Origin of the sequence: Kluyvera chengduensis (assembly GCF_044197065.1) — a bacterium.
GTDB classification, from domain to species: Bacteria; Pseudomonadota; Gammaproteobacteria; order Enterobacterales; family Enterobacteriaceae; genus Kluyvera; species Kluyvera ascorbata_C.
The window spans coordinates 375,904-389,363 of sequence record NZ_JBIQOI010000002.1 but is presented as its reverse complement, the minus strand read 5'-3'; the positions used below and the strand labels follow the sequence as shown (position 1 = coordinate 389,363).

Sequence of the window (13,460 nt, the reverse complement as noted above, 5' to 3'; positions counted from 1 at the left end):
GAACGCATGTCACGTCCCGTGCTCGCCACGATTGATTTGCAGGCGCTGAAGCAGAATCTGGGCATTGTCCGCCGCGCGGCGGGCGGTGCTCGCGTCTGGTCGGTGGTGAAAGCCAACGCCTACGGCCACGGTTTGGATCGCATCTGGAATGCGCTGCGGGAAACCGACGGTTTTGCGATGCTCAATCTTGAAGAGGCCATTTTGCTGCGCGAACGCGGCTGGAAAGGGCCGATTCTATTGCTGGAAGGCTTTTTCCACGCCGATGAGCTGGAGCTTTTCGATAAATACCGGTTAACGACCAGTGTGCATAGCAACTGGCAAATTAAGGCGCTGCAAAACGCCCGCCTGCATGCGCCGATTGATGTCTACCTCAAAGTCAACAGCGGTATGAACCGCCTCGGTTTTGCGCCGGAACGCATCCATACCGTGTGGCAGCAGCTACGGGGCATCGGCAACGTCGGCGCGATGACGCTGATGTCGCACTTTGCCCAGTCGGAACTGACCGACGGCGTAGCGGAGCCGATGCAGCGTATTGAGCAGGCCGCCGAAGGGCTGGAGTGTCCGCGCTCGCTCGCCAACTCGGCGGCAACGCTCTGGCACCCGGAGACCCACTTCGACTGGGTGCGCCCAGGAATCGTGCTCTACGGCGCTTCGCCGTCCGGCCAATGGCAGGATATTGCCAATACCGGCCTAAAACCGGTCATGAGCCTCAGCAGCCAGATAATCGGGATACAGAACCTGAAGCCGGGCGATGCCGTCGGCTATGGCAGCCGCTATCGCGCCAAAGAGGAGCAGCGTATTGGCATCGTGGCCTGTGGCTATGCTGACGGCTATCCGCGCATTGCCGCTAACGGCACGCCGGTGCTGGTGGACGGTATCCGTACCGGCACCATCGGGGCGATTTCGATGGATATGTTGGCGGTGGATTTAACGCCGTGTCCACATGCCGGAATTGGTACCGCCGTTGAGCTGTGGGGGCAGGAGATTAAAATTGATGAAGTGGCCGCCAGCGCGGGAACCGTCGGGTACGAGCTTATGTGCGCGCTGGCGCCGCGTGTGCCAGTTGTGACAGTGTAACTTTTATGGCATTGCCCGGTGGCACTTCGCTCACCGGGCCTGTAGGCCGGATAAGCGCAGCGCCATCCGGCACAACAAACTACTCCGATTCTTCCTCAGCCACCCGCACACCGACTTTCAGCACCTGATTTTCCGCTTTCTCCGCCACCGTCCACACCATACCGGCAAACTCCACCTGGTCACCCACAACCGGCGCTGCGCCTAACAGGTGCTCGACAATATCCCCCAGCGACTGCTGGTTATCGCGGAACTCTTCACCGCCATCCAGACCATAAATCATGGCAACGTCGGCAAACTTCGCCCCGGCTTCCAGAATAAAATCACCAAAGAAGCTTTGATCCAACGCGACCGGCGGCGACTGGCTGAACATTTTACCCAGCGACGGCAGGTCACGTTCGCGGCCAATCACGCACAGAATATCGTTTTCACGCAGACGTGTGCTGCCGGTCGGGTGTAGCAGCACATTGTCGCGGAACAGCGCGGCAATCCGCGTTTCCGGCGGCATATGCAGGTCGCGCAGCGCGGCACCAACGCACCATTTCTCGGCACTCAGCTGATAGACAAACTGCTCCCACGGATTTTCCGGATGGATATCAAGCCCGACGCGAGAGATAGGCCAGCCGACCGGCGGTACCACCACTTTGGCTTTTTTCGCCGCCCAGGAGAGCGATGTCCCTTGTAACAGCAGCGACACCAGCACCACGAAGAAGGCGACGTTAAAGAATAGACGCGCGTTATCGAGCCCGGCCATCATCGGGAAAACGGCGAGAATGATGGGCACCGCGCCGCGCAGACCAACCCAACTGATAAACGTACGCTCGCGCAGGTTAAACCCGCGGAACGGCAGCAGCCCGGCGAACACCGACAGCGGACGGGCGACGAAAATCATCCAGATAGAAAGCAGCAGCGCCGGAATGGCGATTGGCAGCAGGTCGGACGGCGTCACCAGCAGCCCCAGCACCAGGAACATAGCGATTTGCGCCAGCCAGGCCAGCCCATCGAAGTTTTGCAGAATGCCGAAGCGGTTGCGAATTGGCCGGTTGCCAAGCAGGAAGCCGCACAGATAGACCGCCAGAATACCGCTGCCGTCAAGCGAAGTGGTCACGGCGAAAATCATGATCCCGCCGCTCAGCGCCAGCAGCGGATACAGCCCGGCGGGCAGGGCGATGCGGTTGATCATCTGCAGCAGCAGGTAGCCGCCAGCGCCGCCAATCAGAATCCCCAGACCGAACTGCTGAATAATGTGCACCAGGAACATCCAGCTCAGCCCGCTTTCGTGCTGCTGGATCATCTCGATAAGCGTAATGGTCAGAAACACCGCCATCGGGTCGTTACTGCCGGACTCAATCTCAAGGGTAGAGCCTACGCGTTCGTTCAGCCCTTTGCCGCCGAGCAGCGAAAACACCGCTGCCGCATCGGTTGAGCCGACGATAGCGCCAATCAGCATCCCTTCCATGATATCGAGTTTGAACAGCCACGCTGCCATCATCCCGGTTAGCCCGGAGGTGATTAGCACCCCGACGGTCGCCAGCGACAGCGCCGGGCCTAGCGCCACGCGAAAGGAGCTGGCCTGGGTACGCATCCCGCCGTCAAGCAGGATAACCGCCAGCGCCAGGTTACTGACCATATAGGCGAAAGGGTAGTTATCGAAGGGGATACCGCCGATGCCGTCAACGCCCGCCAGCATGCCGATGGCTAAAAAGATAACCAGAATAGGAATACCGAGGCGGGAAGAAAATGAGCTTAAGAGAATACTGCAGGTTACTAAAACTGAACCCAAAATAAAGAGACTAATGACTGCCGTGGCGTCCAATGTTCACGCACTCCCCGATAACGTACAAGCTAGTTACAAAACGTTACCATACTTGCGGCGCGAACATTGGACTAATAAACGGTGATTATTGTTTTTTATTCAACTAATACAGGATGGCCGGTTATTGTCAGCCGGGATTGCCCTGCGGCGTGGGTCAATTGTGCCTGTGCGCCGAGCGCCAGCGTCACCGTGCGCTGTTCATGACCAAAGTCGAGGCCGGTGATGACCGGAATAGACAGCCGTGAACGGAGGTACTCATACATTGACTCGAGGGAATAGCCGGCGTCGTAGTCGTTCGGCGCCGCGCCGGTAAAACTACCCAATACGATGGCGCGCTGGCGCGGCAGAATACCCGCATAGAGTAGCTGTAGCAGCATACGCTCGACGCGGAACGGATGTTCGTTGATATCCTCCAGCACCAGAATCCCGCCTGCAATATCCGGCATCCACGGCGTGCCAATCAGGGAGACGAGCATCGCCAGATTGCCGCCCCACAGCGTTCCTTGTTCATCACATACCGGGCCATCGCCGTTCCACTCAACGCTATAGCGGGGCTGACGCAGGGCGCGCCAGAAGTGCTGTTCGGTAAACGCATTCAGGGTTTCCGCGCCGAAGTTTCCGGCCAGCATCGGGCCGCTGAAGGTAATCACGTTGCTTTTGGCCAGCAGTCCGGACTGAATAGCGGTGAAGTCGCTATGGCCGCAGATAAGCAGCGGGTCCTGCCGCTGGCGGGCAGCCAGCGCCTGCCAGTCAATGCTGTCCAGCAGACGGCTGGCGCCGTAGCCGCCGCGTACCGCCAGCACTATCTGATTCTTCTCCTTGAGGGTCGCCAGCGCGTTGATGTCGTGCAGGCGCTCCGCTTCCGTTCCGGCAAAGCGGCGATCGCGACGAGTGATAACCTGCTGATTATTGACCCGATGCCCGGCCTCTTCTAATCGCTTAACCCCGCACTGCGCGGCGGACTGATTGATGCAATAACCGGAAGGGGCGACGAGATGAAACTGAGACATGGCATTTCCTTGCAGAGAATGAAACGAGTATCATGCCGCCTGAGCCCATGGTTGTCATTAACGGCGGCAAAGTTCAGCTAAAAGGATAGATGCGTGAAATTGAGATGGTTTGCTTTTTTAATTGTATTACTTGCAGGGTGTAGTTCTAAATCGGATTACCGTAACCCGCCCTGGAATCCCGAAGTGCCGGTGAAACGAGCAATGCAGTGGATGCCTATCAGCGAAAAAGCCGGTGCGGCCTGGGGCGTCAGCCCGCGCCTGATAACCGCGATTATCGCCGTAGAGTCCGGCGGTAACCCGTCGCTTGTCAGTAAATCGAACGCAGTGGGTCTGATGCAGCTGAAAGCTTCCACCTCTGGTCTGGACGTTTACCGCTATATGGGCTGGAGCGGGCAGCCGTCAACCAGCGAGCTGAAAAACCCGGAGCGTAATATCTCAATGGGAGCCGCTTATCTGAGCATTCTCGAACATGGTTCGCTTGCTGGGATAACCGATCCGGAAGTGATGCAATATGCGCTGGTGGTCTCGTATGCCAACGGTGCCGGTGCGCTGCTGCGCACCTTCTCATCGGATCGTAAAAAGGCCATTGCCAAAATTAACGACCTAGATAAGGATGAATTCTTCGAGCACGTCGTGAAGAATCACCCTGCGCCGCAGGCGCCTCGCTATATCTGGAAGGTTCAGAAAGCGATGGACGCCATGTAATCAGCGGACGTTATTCGCCCGTTCGCGCGCTTCACGCTCCAGCGCAAAGATAATGCGCTGGAGCGAGCGCTCAAGCACCGGATTCATATTCAGAAAACGGAAGCTTAAGCGCGGCGTGACGATGGTTTCGTTCTTGCTATCCACCACTTTGCGCTCGCTTATTCCCAACAGCTGCGCATCAAAGCGAAAGCGCCCCCACTGCGCCATATCCAGCTCAATCTCTTTAAGTTGCATACCCGGCACTAATCCCTCCGGCGCTGGCGCATCCAGCAGTGCGCCCATACCGCCGAGCGAAAGATCGTACAGACGGAAGCGCAGCGTGCTTTTATCCGGCAGCGTGGCTTTACCAAAATAGGGCGGATGCAGCGGGGCGGGAATGCGGAAAAACTCCCGACGCTGAATAAACCAGACCGCCGCAGGCGTAGGCATCACGAAGGCAGGCAGGTTCTGATAATCTTCGACCGCCATGGCTGGCACCGTGAATTCAATTTTGGCACCGTTAGTTTCGGCAACGATGGTGATATTTTTTGCCGTTCTGGCCGCAATGTTATCTTCTTCCCGGCTGCCAAAATCAATCACCAGCCGCTGCTGGCTGGCATCAAGAATACGGCTAATAAACTGTCGGGACGACCAGCTGACGCGCAGCGCGGCGTTAGCCTGCTGAAGATCGCGCAGAATACTCAATACGGCTAATGGGTTTTGCTTTAGGAACTGTGTGTTGTGCTCACTCACGTGGAATGGCTCCTGAATGGCAGAGGCTTAATTATCTATCGGCGTAGCAATCTATAACTTCAGCGCCCAAATGAAAATATTTAACATCTTCGCAGCTTTAGGCTGACGTAAGCACTTAAGACAGTGCTTACGTCAATATTCGTATTTATCCGTATAAAATATCATCGCCATTCCAGGTTTTTTAAGAACAATTACCTATACTTGAAGTATTAGCGGCGCAGAATGTCGGCGCTTTTATGGCTGTTTAATGGAACTGAAGAGGTGGGAAAATGGGTATTATTACCTGGATTATTTTTGGTCTGATTGCCGGTGTTATTGCCAAACTGATTATGCCGGGGCGTGATGGGGGTGGATTCATCCTCACCTGCATCCTGGGGATAGTTGGTGCGGTTGTGGGCGGCTGGTTAGCAACCACGTTTGGCCTCGGCGGCAGCGTCACCGGTTTTAACCTGCACAGCTTCCTGGTCGCCGTAGTGGGTGCCATCGTTGTGCTGGTGGTTTTCCGCCTGATTCGCCGCGAATAATGTCTCGCAACGGCCCCGTAAGGGGCCGTTCTTCGTTTTATCCCCCGCGTTTTTCCACTTTTCGTCGTTGCCTGCATTTTTATGTTGAACTAAAAACACAAATGATAATAATTATCGTTCTTTGTGCGTTTTGGGTTCACTTATAAAATGAAAAAAACCGTTTTTCGTCGTTGTACGCTTTCAGGGATGATTGCCGTTGCGCTTTCCACATCGGCCTGGGCTGATAAAAATGAAACCACGATGATAGTTACCGGGTCAGGCGAGAGCGGTGAGCTCCCGGCCTGGACCAACAGCGCCACCAAATCCGCAGTGGCGGAGAGTAAAACGCCGCAGGTGATCAACACCATCAGTCAGCATGAAATCAGCGAACGCCATGCGACATCGGTGAATGAGATCCTGCGCTATGCGCCGGGCGTCTCGACCGAATCCCGCGGCAGTACCACCTATATGAGCGAATACAAAATCCGCGGTTTTACCGTTGATAATGAGTTCTACAATGGTCTGCAACTGCCTTATAACGTTACCGGCAATACTAAAGCGCGTATCGATCCATTGCTGATCGAGAGCGTCGATATTCTGAAAGGGCCCTCTTCCGTGCTGTATGGCAACGGCTCGCCGGGCGGGTTGGTTAACATTCAGGGCAAAAAACCGCAGACGACGCCGCGCACCGAAGTGGGTTTTAATACCGGCACCCGTAATCTGAAAGAGGGGTATCTCGATTCCACCGGGCGCATTGCCGACAGCGACTGGAGCTACCGCCTGCTGGGTAAAGCGACGGAAGGCGACGATCAGCCGCACACCACCCGCACCGAGGATTATCTGGTGGCACCGAGCGTCACCTGGCAACCGAGCGATAAAACCCGGCTGACGATTGATGCGCTGGCGCAAAACACCCCAAGCCTGACGCCGTCGAACCCGCTGCCGCTCTCTTATCTGCGCTCAAGCTATGCCGACAAGCGCGATTATGCCGGTGACAAATGGAACGGTTTTAAACAGCGCCAGTGGATGGTGGGTTATAGCTTCGAGCACGAATTTGATAGCGGCTGGGGCATTGCGCAGAAAGCGCGTTACTTTGATATCGATACCCACCAGAAGAGCATTTACTCCACGGGGAATACGGACAATCCCGTTTATGACTTAGACCGTTTTGCTTACACCACGGATGAAGACCTGCATAGCTTCAACATCGATAATCAGGTGACGCGCACCTTCGCCTTTGGTGAGTGGCAGCACCACCTGCTGGCCGGGTTTGATTACCAGAAGCTGAACTCGCATTACCACTATCGCTATGCGCCTGCGTCAACGACGCCGGGTATTGATATGCGCAACCCGGATTTCGGCCTGGTCAATGAAGACGCGCTGGGGTTGTATACGGAACAGAAAAACCGTCTCTCCTATAACCAGAAAGGGTACTACCTTCAGGATCAGGTTGAGTTTGGCGGTCTGAATCTTCTCGCCAGCCTGCGTTACGATGAGTACCAGTCTGCCACTACCGATTATCTTAAAGACGACCAGAAAACGTGGATTTCTCAGGACCGGGTAACGAAACGGCTCGGGGCGCTGTACGCCTTTGATAACGGTATTTCGCCGTTTATCAGCTATTCCGAAGGGTTTAAGCCGGTATCACCGGCGCGTAACCTGACGGCCGACCAGGTGAAACCGACCACCAGTAAACAAGTGGAGGGTGGTGTGAAGTACCTGCTGGCGGAATATGCCACCACCTTCACCGCCTCGGTATTTAACATTAAGCAGAAAAACGTGCTGAGCCTGGACCCGAGCTGGAACTACCATCAGACGGGGGAGATTGAATCAAACGGTGCGGAGCTGTCGGCCATTAGCCGACCAACCGATAACATCAATCTGATAGCCAACTACGCCTATACGCACGCCATTAATACCGAAGATGAAACCTATCAGGGTAAACGTCCGACGCAGGTTCCGGAAAACGCGTTTAACCTGTGGGGGGATTACACCTTCGATCAAAGTCTGGTGCGCGGGCTGACGGTGGGGGCCGGGGTGCGCTATACCGGGCCAATGGAAATTGCGCCGGATAACACCGCAGGCAAACTCGGTGGCACCACGCAGTACGATATGTCGCTCTCTTACGATATGTCGGCGGTGGACAGCAGCCTGGCAGGGCTGATGCTGAAAGCCAGCGCGCAGAACCTGACCAATAAAGAAACGCTGACCTGCTATGACAGCACCAACTGCTGGATTGGTCGTGACAGGACGGTGCAGGTTGGGGCAAGTTACACCTTCTGAGCGTAGGCCGGATAAGCGTAGCGCCATCCGGCACCGTGCGGCCTGGTGCCGGATGGCGGCGAAACGCCTTATCCGGCCTACAAATAGCTTCCGGGCTACGGGATGGTTTACTGTAGCCCGGACGAGGCGTTTACGCCGACTCCGGGGCGGCACCAGCGGTAACAGACTGTCGCTGCGACGCCTTCATCGGAATAAACGCGATAATCACCGCGCCCAGCACCAGGAACCCGGCGACCATATAGATCCCCGCGTTGAAGCTGCCGGTCACGTCTTTCATCAGTCCCATCAGCAGCGGGCCGAGCGCGGCGCCGGTCATCCCGGTGCCGTTAATCACCGCAATACCCAGCGCACGGGCGCGCAAGGAAAGCGCTCTGTCCGGTGTGGTCCAGAAAATGACCATCGCGGCAAAGGCCCCCATCGACGCCATCACGATGCCGGTAAACTGCAGCGGCGGATACGGACTGGTGGCGGTGAGTACCCAGCCCGCGGCGGCGAACAGATAGGGCAGCAACGTGTGCAGCTTACGCTCGTTATGGCGGTCTGAACGCTTGCTCCACCAGATCATCCCGATAATGGTACAAACCTGAGGAATGGCGCTGAGCAGGCCGATGGTCACGTTGCTGCTCTCGGCGTTGAAACTGCGCAGGATAAGCGGCGTCCAGACGCTCAGGGCGCTCAACGTATTGGTCAGGCAGAAGTAGGCCAGCGTATAGAGCATGATGGTCGGCGTCATCAGCTCGCGCATCACGCTCTTTTGCCCCACCGATGCCGCCTGGATCGCGCTCTGGGTTTGCAGCGCACTCTGGCGGTCGGCCTCCATCATCTCTTCAAGGCAGGCCTTATCGTCGTCGGTCAACCATTTGGCTTTCGACGGACTGTCGTCCAGCCAGAACCAGACCACCAGACCGAGCAGCACGGACGGGAAGCCTTCCAGCAGGAACAGCCACTGCCAGCCCTTAAGGTTCAGCAGACCGTCCATGTTGAGAATGTAGCCGGAGGCCAGCGACCCCAGCGCCATGGTCACCGGCATGGCAATCATAAACAGGGCGTTGGCGCGGGCGCGATAGTGCGCCGGGAACCAGTAGGTTAAGTAGTAGAGCAGGCCGGGCAGGAAACCGGCCTCGGCAATACCGACCAGCATACGCAGTGCGTACAGGCTATTTGGCCCGGTGGCGAACAGGGTGGCGGTCGAGGCGATGCCCCAGACTATCATCAGGATGGCAATCCAGCGGCGGGCGCCGACGATGGTCAGCATCACGTTGCTGGGGATACCGCACACCACGTACATCACATAGAACAGGGTTGTTGCGAGACCGAACATGGTACTGGTCAGCCCCAGGTCTTTGCCCATGGTCAGGCCGGCAAAGCCGATATTAATACGGTCGAGATAGGAGAAAACAAACAGCACAAATAAAAACACGATCAAGCGGCGGAAAAGCTTATTGATAACCGCCTGTTGGCGAGGGCTCAGCGGCTGCTGCGCCGGGGGCGGAGTGGCAAGCTCCCCGTCGCGTTTGTGTCCCAGAGAAGGGCTATCGTTCATGAAAAGCTCCACATTGTGTTTATTAGTATGGGTACCGAGATGCAGGCTGCTAACGTATAGAAAATCGCCATCATAGATGTCAATTTTACGTAGATAAAATGATACGTATTTGTTATGCGTGTGGCATTTGTGAATCATAATGAGATCTGCGTCGCGCTAATTCCCAAGCCGCCGGTATTCGGGGCGAAAAGGGGTCAGGACGGGCGTAACGACTCAGGGTATAATCGAAAAATCTGTGGTTTGATGGGGTAAGGAAACGCATGAGTCATACAAAAAAAGTATCGGACGATACCGCCTTTCATCGTGAAGAGTTTCCGTTCTACTGGATTGTTAACGTCTATGCGCGTTACACCCAAACCGTAGAAGTGGCGCTGAAAAAGATTGCGCTGGACGTGTCGCGCTTTCGCGTGTTGATGATCACGCACCAGTACGGCGAGGCGAGTATCTCGCAAATATCCGAATACGCGCTGGCGAAGATGCCGACGGTCACCAAAATTGTTGGCCGCCTGCGCGATGATGGCCTGGTGACCACCGCAAATAGCGCAAGCGACGCGCGGGTAACGGTGGTGATGCTCACCGAAGCAGGCCAGCAGAAAGTGGCGGAAGCGATGCCGCTGGTGGGGAAGATTTTCGACAAAGGCTTTAAGGGAATGAGCGCAAGTCAGGTGGAAAAAATGAACCAGTCGCTGTCGAAAGTGCTGGATAATCTTAATGAGCTGTAGCCCCAATACGACACAATGACAAAATTGTGACCCGCGTAGAAAATTATCATAACCCCCTGTAAATACACTCTTTTCTTATGACTACCGTCGGCCTCGCCGCCAACGGTAGCGCCCGCCTGTATTCGCTATTTTGCGTTGTAATTCATCAAACTGCGTGATTAACCCTTATCAATAAAAGGTTAATTAATTGTTATTTTACCGTAAATTTAACGTGAAAATTTACTTGAATTTTCATCTAAATATTCCATAGTGATTACACATTGGTCATGGCAAAAAAGCAGCAATGACTGCGCGCCTGAATATGATTCATTTTTTCTGGTTAAGGTGTTAATCATGCAGCCAGTTTGTGAGAGCAATGGGTTTGTCGAACGGTTCACCCTCGGCGAGGGCGACCTGAGTTTTGCCGTCAAAGACACCCTGGACGTGGCGGGATTCCGCACCCAGGCGGGTTGTCAGGCGCTGGCGGATACGCCGGTCGCCGCGCAGCATGCGAGCGTTGTTGCCACCCTGCTGGCGAACGGCTGCGTGCTGTCAGGAAAAACCACGTTACATGAACTGGCGTTTGGCGTGACTGGGGTAAATCCCTGGAGCGGTACCCCGCTGAATCCACGTTTCCCGTCGCTTATTCCCGGCGGGTCTTCCAGCGGTTCGGCAGCGGTTGTGGCGGCGGGCGAGGTCGATTTTGCGCTCGGCACCGATACCGGTGGTTCGGTACGCATGCCGGCAGCCTGCTGCGGCGTTCTTGGCCTCAAGCCCGGCTATGGCGTGCTGAGTCGACACGGCGTGATGCCCGCCGACAGCTCGCTCGACAGCGTCGGCCTGTTTACCCGCGATGCGGACACCCTTCGTCAGGCGCTAAACCGCCTGGACATTGCCGTCTCATCCCCACTGGACGCGTTGCCAGCCATCACCTTTATCTCTGCGGCGCTGCCGGAAATTGATGCCGCACTGCTGCGTTTCCTTGCTGACGCGCACGTGCAGCCAGAGCACGGCGAACTGCCAACGCTCACCGATGCCCATCTTGCGGGTGTCGCCATTATCAGCCATGAAAACTGGCAGGCCTTCCGCGCGCTACTGGCGAAAAACACTGTCTCAGCTGATGTGGCAACCCGCATTCGTGCCGGGGCTAACATCAGCGCCGAGGCGCTGTCCCAGGCGGAAAAGGTGCGGCAGCGCTTCAGCGACGATGTCGATGCGCTGCTGGCGACCACGCCGCTAGTGGCGCTTGCCACGTTGCCAGAATTGCCACCGACGCTTACCGAGGCGAAAGACCCGCTCAGCGTGGTCAACCTGACCCGGCTGGTGAGGCCGTTCAACCTTAGCGGACATCCGGCGCTTACGCTGCCTGCGGGCACGCATGATGGTCGCCCGATTGCCCTGCAACTGGTGGCCCGTAAAGGTGCCGAAGGGTTGCTGGTACAGGCCGCCGAATGGCTCACGGCGCGACAACGCCGCTAAGCCAACCCGTTTTACCTTTTCCCTGATGACTCAGTGAGTTCGACTCATTGCGGCCTCGTTCGCCCTGCGAACGGCTGCCTATAAAAATTGTGGAGAAAGCCATGTCTGCCATCCAGGTTCGTGAATCGCTGGTTCCGCTGCTGAGCGAAGTGAGCGCGCGCAGTGCCGATTTTGAGCATCAACGCCATATTTCCGACGACATCATTACCGGCTTTAAACAGGCGGGCGTTTATCGCGCGTTGGTGCCAAAAATCTACGGCGGTGATGAGTGCTCCCCGGCGCAGTTCTGCGAACTGATTGAACAGATTGCCACCGCGGACGGTTCCGCAGGCTGGGTGGCGAGCTTCGGCATGAGCCCGTTTTACCTCGGTGCGCTGCCGGTAGACACGTTAAAAGAACTGTATCGCGACGGCCCGGACGTGGTCTTTGCGGGCGGGATTTTCCCGACGCAAAAGGCGCGTCAGGCCGACGGCGGCTACCGGGTCAGCGGACGCTGGAGCTTTGCCAGCGGCAGTATGGGCGCGTCGGTGCTGGGGGTAGGCATTCTCCCCGATGGCGACCAGGCGCTTCCGCGCATGGCGGTACTGCCTCGCGCCAGCGTGCAGATTGACCCGGTCTGGGACACCGTGGGCCTCGCCGGAACCGGCAGCCACGACCTGCTGGTAGACGACGTGTTTGTGCCACAGGAGTGGACCTTTATACGCGGCGGCGCGCTGAACCTTGAAGGCCCACTGTACCGCTATCCGGTACTCTCGTTAGCCACCCAGGTGCTCTCGGTGGTGGCGCTCGGTGTGGCCCGCGCGGCGCTCAACGAAATTTACGCCATTGCCCATCGTCAGCAGTCAGTAACCGGCGCGCCGCGTCTGGCGGACCGCCCGCAGGCGCAGATGCAAATTGCCCGCTGCGAGGCCGACCTGCGATCCGCGCGCGCCTGGTTCTATGACGCCATCGACGACGTCTGGCAGCAATTGCACAGAGGCGATGACGCAGACTGCGCGCAGATCAACGCCTTACGACTTTCCTCAACCCACGTGACCCGCGTCGCTGCCGAAGTGGCACGCCAGGCGCTGGCACTGAACGGTATGGGCGGCGTCACCATGACCAGCCCGCTGCAGCGCTACGTCCGCGACACGATGGTGATTACCCAACACGCCTTTATGGGCGACCTCTCGTACCTCAACGCCGGTACGGTCTTTTTCGGCGGTAAACCGATGCCCGGTTACCTGTAATTTTTAACCTAAGGAGCAACCAATGAGCCAATCAACCACACTGCGCGTGCTGTTTTGCATCGGCGTGAACCAGAACTTTTTTGACGCCAGCGCGGCGGAAGCCAAACAGGTATGGGCCGCTTTCGGCGTGATGATGAAAGGAATCGAAGAGACCCCGGGGATCACGGTTATCGGCAATATGGACGATGACCAGTTGATGGTCGGCCCGTCCACTACCGCACCATGGACCACCTACGTACTGGCAGACGCCCAGGCGCTGGAAAACGTGGCCGCGGTCTGCAACCTGTTCCGCACCACCCCGGTCGGCGACAGCGGCAGCAAGCTGTGGAAGTACTGCAAAATCGAAGCCCGCGTCGGTCGCGAGCTGATTATCCAGGGCTAAGGG

At 57.0% G+C, this 13,460-nt stretch carries 12 protein-coding genes and 1 pseudogene; 9 read left to right on the top strand and 4 right to left on the bottom strand.

The genetic code is table 11. From position 1 onward, the window contains the following. The first annotated feature begins 6 nt into the window (after window positions 1-6). Window positions 7-1,077 carry a catabolic alanine racemase DadX gene (gene dadX, locus ACH1XZ_RS07510; RefSeq protein WP_395595031.1) on the top strand — a complete coding sequence of 357 codons (1,071 nt, stop codon included), beginning with the start codon at window positions 7-9 and terminating at the stop codon, window positions 1,075-1,077. A 10-nt stretch (window positions 1,078-1,087) separates the two neighbouring features. Further along, window positions 1,088-1,216 (top strand): annotated as a pseudogene (locus ACH1XZ_RS23355) (hypothetical protein); the annotation flags it as partial. On the opposite strand, the gene ACH1XZ_RS07505 reads toward ACH1XZ_RS23355, so the two are convergent. Together ACH1XZ_RS07505 and ldcA are read right to left on the bottom strand one after the other, a co-directional pair. Continuing rightward, window positions 1,157-2,890, bottom strand: a complete 1,734-nt coding sequence (locus ACH1XZ_RS07505) for a potassium/proton antiporter (protein ID WP_395595030.1) — start codon at window positions 2,888-2,890, stop codon at window positions 1,157-1,159. The pseudogene ACH1XZ_RS23355 and the gene ACH1XZ_RS07505 sit on opposite strands and share 60 nt — an antisense overlap. Before the next feature lie 95 nt (window positions 2,891-2,985). Next, window positions 2,986-3,900, bottom strand: a complete 915-nt coding sequence (gene ldcA, locus ACH1XZ_RS07500) for a muramoyltetrapeptide carboxypeptidase (RefSeq protein WP_395595029.1) — start codon at window positions 3,898-3,900, stop codon at window positions 2,986-2,988. Between the two features lie 93 nt (window positions 3,901-3,993). Between ldcA and emtA the strand changes: the two genes are divergently transcribed. Beyond that, a complete protein-coding gene (gene emtA / locus ACH1XZ_RS07495; protein WP_395595028.1) occupies window positions 3,994-4,605 on the top strand; it encodes a membrane-bound lytic murein transglycosylase EmtA in 612 nt (203 codons plus the stop codon). Here emtA and ycgR read toward each other — a convergent pair whose 3' ends face one another. Beyond that, window positions 4,606-5,337 carry a flagellar brake protein YcgR gene (gene ycgR / locus ACH1XZ_RS07490; protein WP_395595027.1) on the bottom strand — a complete coding sequence of 244 codons (732 nt, stop codon included), beginning with the start codon at window positions 5,335-5,337 and terminating at the stop codon, window positions 4,606-4,608. Window positions 5,338-5,606: 269 nt separating this feature from the next. On the opposite strand from ycgR, the gene ACH1XZ_RS07485 reads away from it, so the two are divergent. Both ACH1XZ_RS07485 and ACH1XZ_RS07480 read left to right on the top strand, forming a co-directional pair. Beyond that, a complete protein-coding gene (locus ACH1XZ_RS07485) occupies window positions 5,607-5,861 on the top strand; it encodes a GlsB/YeaQ/YmgE family stress response membrane protein (protein WP_035893566.1) in 255 nt (84 codons plus the stop codon). Window positions 5,862-6,008: 147 nt separating this feature from the next. Then, entirely contained in the window at window positions 6,009-8,123 is a 2,115-nt protein-coding gene (locus tag ACH1XZ_RS07480) for a TonB-dependent siderophore receptor (RefSeq protein WP_395595026.1), read from the top strand. 130 nt (window positions 8,124-8,253) lie between these two features. Here ACH1XZ_RS07480 and hpaX read toward each other — a convergent pair whose 3' ends face one another. Further along, on the bottom strand, window positions 8,254-9,666 hold the full coding sequence (gene hpaX, locus ACH1XZ_RS07475; RefSeq protein WP_395595025.1) for a 4-hydroxyphenylacetate permease: 1,413 nt from the start codon (window positions 9,664-9,666) through the stop codon (window positions 8,254-8,256). Window positions 9,667-9,926: 260 nt separating this feature from the next. Here hpaX and ACH1XZ_RS07470 point away from each other — a divergent pair, with 260 nt between their 5' ends. The 4 genes from ACH1XZ_RS07470 (at window position 9,927) to ACH1XZ_RS07455 (ending at window position 13,457) form a co-directional block, all read left to right on the top strand. After that, a complete protein-coding gene (locus tag ACH1XZ_RS07470) occupies window positions 9,927-10,388 on the top strand; it encodes a MarR family winged helix-turn-helix transcriptional regulator (RefSeq protein ID WP_395595024.1) in 462 nt (153 codons plus the stop codon). A gap of 333 nt (window positions 10,389-10,721) precedes the next feature. Beyond that, window positions 10,722-11,846 (top strand): amidase, encoded by a 1,125-nt coding sequence (locus tag ACH1XZ_RS07465; RefSeq protein WP_395595023.1) that lies wholly within the window; start codon window positions 10,722-10,724, stop codon window positions 11,844-11,846. A gap of 101 nt (window positions 11,847-11,947) precedes the next feature. Next, a complete protein-coding gene (locus tag ACH1XZ_RS07460; protein ID WP_395595022.1) occupies window positions 11,948-13,075 on the top strand; it encodes an acyl-CoA dehydrogenase family protein in 1,128 nt (375 codons plus the stop codon). Between the two features lie 22 nt (window positions 13,076-13,097). Then, entirely contained in the window at window positions 13,098-13,457 is a 360-nt protein-coding gene (locus tag ACH1XZ_RS07455; protein ID WP_395595021.1) for an IacB protein, read from the top strand. Window positions 13,458-13,460: the final 3 nt, after the last annotated feature.